At 32.2% G+C, this 6,434-nt stretch carries 6 protein-coding genes; all 6 read right to left on the minus strand.

Annotated elements, in window-relative coordinates:
- On the minus strand, window positions 1–1,787 hold a 1,787-nt coding region (locus VIL26_02015), incomplete at its 3' end, for an NAD(+) synthase (protein ID HEY8389720.1).
- 12 nt (window positions 1,788–1,799) lie between these two features.
- On the minus strand, window positions 1,800–2,138 hold the full coding sequence (locus VIL26_02020; GenBank protein HEY8389721.1) for a P-II family nitrogen regulator: 339 nt from the start codon (window positions 2,136–2,138) through the stop codon (window positions 1,800–1,802).
- A 14-nt stretch (window positions 2,139–2,152) separates the two neighbouring features.
- Window positions 2,153–2,491 carry a hypothetical protein gene (locus VIL26_02025; GenBank protein ID HEY8389722.1) on the minus strand — a complete coding sequence of 113 codons (339 nt, stop codon included), beginning with the start codon at window positions 2,489–2,491 and terminating at the stop codon, window positions 2,153–2,155.
- A gap of 1 nt (window position 2,492) precedes the next feature.
- Complete coding sequence (locus VIL26_02030; GenBank protein HEY8389723.1) at window positions 2,493–4,019, minus strand: DUF1538 domain-containing protein; 1,527 nt, start codon at window positions 4,017–4,019, stop codon at window positions 2,493–2,495.
- A 72-nt stretch (window positions 4,020–4,091) separates the two neighbouring features.
- Window positions 4,092–5,603, minus strand: coding sequence for a DUF1538 domain-containing protein (locus tag VIL26_02035; GenBank protein HEY8389724.1), 1,512 nt, complete (start codon window positions 5,601–5,603; stop codon window positions 4,092–4,094).
- A gap of 117 nt (window positions 5,604–5,720) precedes the next feature.
- Window positions 5,721–6,299: a hypothetical protein gene (locus VIL26_02040; GenBank protein ID HEY8389725.1), complete on the minus strand. Its 579-nt coding sequence runs from the start codon at window positions 6,297–6,299 to the stop codon at window positions 5,721–5,723.
- Between the last annotated feature and the right edge of the window lie 135 nt (window positions 6,300–6,434).

Raw genomic sequence — 6,434 nt, forward strand, 5'->3', positions numbered from 1 at the left:
GACCTTTTAAATTGATTGGCGAAAAATCTTTTATAAAAAACTGTAAGCCATTTTTTGATTATTTCATCTGAGTACAATTCTTTAAAAGCATATTTTGCAAGTCTGAATATTTTTTTAGGACCAAATCCAAAGCGCACTGCATAATACAAGAAAAAGTCATGAAGCTCATACGGTCCAATAATCTCTTCAGTCTTTTGAGATATTTTATCAGAATCTGACGGAATTAATTCGGGACTTATAGGTGTGTTTAAAATATCTTTTAGTACCTCAGATTTTTTAGTGCCTTCAGATTTCGTAGCTTCAAACCAAACAAGATGCCTTACTAAGGTTTTGGGTATCGAACAGTTAACCCCATACATTGACATATGATCTCCACCGTATGTCGTAAAGCCTAAAGCAAGTTCGGACAAATCACCTGTTCCAACCATAAGCGCATTGATGTTATTGGCAATGTCCATTAAAATTTGCGTTCTTTCACGGGCTTGAGCATTTTCATAAGCCAAGCCAAAGTTATTAATATCATTTCCTATATCGTCCATATGCTGTTCTATAGCTTTTTTTATAGGAATTTCCAAAAATGTTATACCCTCTAATGTCGCTAAAAGTCTGGAGTTATTTTTGGTACGTGAAGAATTGGCAACAGAAGGCATAGAAACCGCAATAATATCCTTTTTATCTAGTCCCATTATTTCAAACGCTTTTATTGAGACTATTAACGCAAGAGTTGAGTCAAGACCGCCTGACAAGCCTATAATGACTTTTTTTATTCCGGTTGCCTGAAGCCGCGTAACAAGTCCGTATGCCTGAATATTGAGTATAGTTTCGCATCGTTTGGATATTTCGGCTTGGTCTTTAGGAATAAAAGGATTTTGAGATATTTCTCGTGTTAGTTCTGTATGTTTTTTTTTTAGAAAAAACGGAATTTTCTTAATGTCAGTGTCATCTTTTATAAACTTCATTCTAAGCCTTTCATTGCTTAGTTTATCAATGTCAATTTCAGTAACAGTAAGTCCTGTATAAAAAAGAGATGATTCTTGTAAGATTGTGCCATTTTCGGCTATTATATTATGACCTGCAAAAACCATATCTGTTGATGATTCTCCGCTGCCTGCATCCGAATAAATATAACCGCAAACACCTCTTCCTGATTGAGAAGCAACAAGAAGTTTGCGATAATCTGCCTTGCCTATTATTTCATTTGAAGCGGAAAGATTAGCAATTATTGTAGCCCCTGCTTTTATATACTTAATTGAAGGGGGCTCTATTACCCACAAATCCTCGCAAATTTCAACTCCCAAAGAAAAATTCTTAATCTCGTTATGAACAAAGATTTGCTTATTGCTCAAAAGAACATCTTGACCAAATATATTGACAGTACAATCTATTTCGCCGCCTGTAAAATAACGAAGCTCATAAAATTCAGCATAATTAGGAATGTGTTTTTTGGGTACCAAACCTAATAATTTGCCTTGTGAAATTACAGCTGCGCAATTATACAGTTTTTCATCAAAAGCTATAGGCAATCCTATACATATAATCATTTCGGCATTTTGAGATGCCTCAATGATTTTTTCCAAAGACTGTTTTGCACTTTCTTGCAACGCTTGTTGCAAAAACAGATCTCCACAGGTATAACCTGTAATGCAAAGCTCAGGAAAAACAACAATGTCAACTCCTAAGTTTTGAGCTTGATTGATTAATTTTATTATTTCTTCTGTGTTATTAATACAATCAGCAGTAACTATCTTTGGTGTTGCTGCAGCAACTTTTATAAAACCATCATTCATAATAATTATTCTTTATTTTTTATCGTTTAGCTCATTAATTAAAACAGGTGAAAAACCAAGTGCCTGATCAACAGGTAAAGAAAATACTATACCTTTTGATTCTTCATCTTGATTTACCTGATCTAAAATTGCCTTCATAATGTCTGATTTCTTTTCTTGAGACGCTACTATCAAAAGCACTTCTTTTTCTGCATGTAAAGAAATACCAAAAAATTTTGCAGTATCTTCTTTAACAGTTCCATTTCCTGTTAAAATAGTACCGCCGGTAGCACCTGCTTTTTTTGCCGCTGCCATAGCATCATCAGCAAAACCTCTATTAATAATCGTAATAATCAATGCTAATTGAGACATTTGTTGTTCTCCTCTTATAAATTTTCAGTATACTGTTTAAGTTTGTTTAATCCGCCTATACTGTTAACAGGAACAGTAAAAGCTACACCTTGCGCTGGTGTTTCAATACCAAATCTTGTCTTTAATTCTTCAAAAATATCTTTTACTTTTTCATCATTAACAACACTAACAATGATATCTTTTTCACTTTCTCCCAAGCCCAAATATTCCAAAATATCACTATTGGCTGTTCCGCGACCCAAAAATATAACATGGAAATGCAAACCCTTGTCGTCTAGCATATCTGTAATCTTAGAGCCTTTTTTTCGGTCAACGATAATAAAAAGCATATAAAGCTTTAATTTTTCTTCCATACTAATCTCCGATTTCAATAATTTGTTCGTCAAGTTTATTATGCTTTGATTTTTTACGATGTTTTATCTTCTTTGTTCTTGACTTCAGTTTATATATTAAACCAACAAGCTGAATAGTCAATATAGGCGTCATCGCTATAATACCTATTGCGCCTAATCCGTCTTGCATCATATTGCCTCCAACAGCAGTACAAACACCTATCGAAAACGGAACAATAAACGCTCCTGACATCGTACCAGCCGCAACTCCGCCCGAATCAAATGCTATTGACGTAAATATATTAGGCACAAAAAATCCTAATATAATCGCCAACCCAAAACCCGGTATTAAAAAGTACAGAATGTTAATATGATATAAAACTCTTACCATGTTAAGAGCAACTGATATTCCCTCTCCCAAAGCAAGGCTTATAAACATAGTCTTTTTGGGTATTGCTCCGCCTGTAATTTCTTCAACCTGATTATTAAGTATATGAACTGCTGGCTCTGCTAAAATTATAGCTAAACCTATTATAAATCCTATTATAATCAAAATCCAGTTATAATCAATTGCTCCCAAGCTTTCCCCAAAAAACCTTCCTGCGGGAACAAATCCAGCGTTAGCTCCAGTCAAAAACAAAACTATTCCAAAATAGGTATATAGAATACCTACAATTAACTTAACTATTCTACGCTTAGTTATTTTTCTTTTAATTAATTGATATACGGTAAAGAACACCAAAATAGGAATTAAAGATATAAAGACTTCGAGCATGTAAGAAGGCAATTTCATAAAAAATGAACCCAACACGCTCCAAAATCCGCCACCTATTGTTTGAACTACATCTTCCGTATAACCAAAGTCATAGAAAAAACCAAGCAATAAGACAGAAAATATCGGACCTATTGAACATATGCCTATAAGTCCAAAGCTGTCTTCTTCAGTATTTTTAGAACCGCTTATAGAAGCCAAACCTGCTCCAAGCGCCATGATAAACGGAACGGTTATAGGACCTGTAGTCGCACCGCTAGCATCAAATGCAATTGGAATAAAATTTTTATTGGCAAAAATCGTCAATAAAAATATCAACCCATAAGAAATGCTCAGGATATATTTTATTTTTAACTTGAACACAAGTTTTAATAATGCCATTACCAAGAACATTCCAACACCAAAGCCGACTACAAACACAAATGTGAACACCTCTATTGATGATGAGGTTACTTGCATTGCAAGCACATGAAGGTCAAGTTCGGCCACAGTAACAAGAATTCCTATCAAAAAGCAGATTAGAATAGCAAGTGTTCTTTTGTTAATTTTGGTAATTCCTTCACCTAGCATTTCTCCCATAGGAAGCATACCCATGTCTGTTCCAAGAGAAAAAAGAAAAAATCCAACACAAAGGAAAAAAACACCTATCAATAATGCATAAAACATATCCATAGGCATTTCTTTAACAAAAAACACCTTCAACAAAACTACAATTGCAGTAATAGGCAAAACAGAAACTAAAGTCTCTTTAATTTTTTCAGCAATAACACTTTTCAAGTCTCACACCTTATTATTTATATTTTTGTAGTAATTATAATTTAAGTTAATAATCTTTGTCAAAAACTCTTTCTAACTTTCTAATTCAACTATCATATTATCATCTTTATGAGCTTTTTGTGCTTTTTTCTTATGAGATTTTATCTTATAAATCAATCCCATAATTTGAATAGTGATAATCGGCATCATTGTTACAAAAGCAATTGCGCCGAAAGAATTTATCATTGACCCTGGACCGTCATATAAATATACTCCCATTGTCAATGGGACTATAAAAGTTGCTGCCATAACTCCTGATGCGACTGTACCTGAGTCAAACGCAAGTGCGGTAAAGACTTCGGGAACAACAAAAGATAAAGATACAGCCAAAACATATCCAGGAATAAGGAAAAATAAAATATTGACATGATACAAAGCTCTTATAATTGAAAGCGAAATAGCCAATCCTATTCCTACAGCAAGGCTAAAAAACAAAACTTTTTCCGAAATTGCACCGCCTGTAATTTCTTCAACCTGCTTTTTGAGAACATGGACAGCGGGTTCTGCTGCAATTATCAAAACGCCGATTACAAATCCTATTGGAATCAAAATCCAGTTATACTTCAATGCAGCAAGATGCTTTCCGAAATATTGTCCCATTGGTATAAAACCAATGTTAGCTCCTGTAGAAAATATTGTGATACCTATATATGTATATAACATTCCAACTATAAGTTTTTTGACTTGTCTATGAGAAATGTTTCTATAAATAAGTTTATATAAAGTAAATAAAATCAAAATAGGACTTAATGCTAATGCTACATTTAACATAGTTTTAGGCAATTCTCTTAAAAACAAACCAGGTATTTGAGACATTTCTATGCTTACGTATTCATCTAGTCTTATCAAATAATCGCCTGAATTAGAAAATAGGCCCAAAATTAAAACAGATAATACAGGTCCTATTGCACAAATTCCAAGCAATCCAAAGCTGTCACTTTCTGATGTTTTTCCGCCTTTAACTGCAGCAAGACCAGCACCAAAAGACATTATAAACGGAACAGAAATAGGCCCTGTAGTAGCACCAGCAGCATCAAAAGCTATTGAAATAAAGTTGCTTTGCTGATCCAAAATCATAATTAAAATTATTAAAAAATAAGAAACCGCAAGAATATATTTGATTTTAATTTTGAAAACCGTTCTTAAAAGACCAATAATCAAAAAGATACCTATGCCTATGCCTACAGTTAGCACTAAAAGATTACTTTTAACTTTAGGAATCTGATCGGCAAATATATGCAAATTAGGCTCAGCAATTGAAATTACTAATCCTATAATAAAGCAAATAAATATTGTGAGTATTATTTTTTGACTTTTTGTAACGTCTTTACTTAGCATTTGACCGATAGGAACCATAGCTGTATCTGTTCCCAACGAAAACAAAAACATACCTATCATCAATAAAAACATTCCAACCAAAAAGATCACAAACAAATCCCATGGCATTTCCTGCAAAAAAATTAATTTGATTACAGTCAATAGTATGGATATTGGTAAAACTGCCGTTATGGTTTCTTTGATCTTAGGAAGGATTGTTTTTTTCATATGCATTTACCACTTTAATTTTTATTTTTAAAAAAGCATAAGCAAAAATTAGGCTTACTTCATTATACTTGAAATGAGTCTAATATTCAAAATGAATAGTATCAAATAATTTTCACATTATTGATAAGATTTTTCTAATGAATATAAAAAGCATTTATACTTGTGTAAATTGCCTTTATATATAATCTTATCGGACAAAGCATCCAAAAATGTTTGAGGTCTTATAGCTCCAATTGGAATTTTAAAATCCAAAACATTGTTTGAATACAAAATATAATAAACAAATTCAGAACAAGCAAAACGGTTTTTGCTGCGTTTTACAGAAGAAAACAAATGGTTATAAAGTGTTCTGTAATTATATTTATATTTCTTTTTGTTAGCTACAAAATATTCAAGACTCTTTTTAATATTTTCATATTGCTCATTCGTTACATCTAATTCCAAAACAACGCAAGGAACATTAGGTGAAAACATATAAACGCCATAATTTATATGTTCTTCAGTAAATCCGCCCAAAAAAGGATTATATGTCCTTTTTCTGCCAAAGCTGTACATCTTATCAAGACTTTTGTCTAAAGAAATAGAAGAATGAGTATATTTATCTCCTGTAAAAATAGATATTATGCGTGAAAAAATTGAAGTTGTTTTTGTCAACAAAATATATATCTTTTTAGTTTCTTTTGAATCTATACTCATAAATCCCTTTTCAAGTAATTAGCTTTTTTTTAAAACATTTAAGTGATTTTTTTATATGTATATATGTTATGATATCATTTTTTACGTAAGATGCAATAATTTTTATTAAAATTCTAATAATATTATAGGAGGAAA

Source organism: Clostridia bacterium (assembly GCA_036562685.1).
Taxonomy (GTDB): Bacteria; Bacillota; Clostridia; order Christensenellales; family DUVY01; genus DUVY01.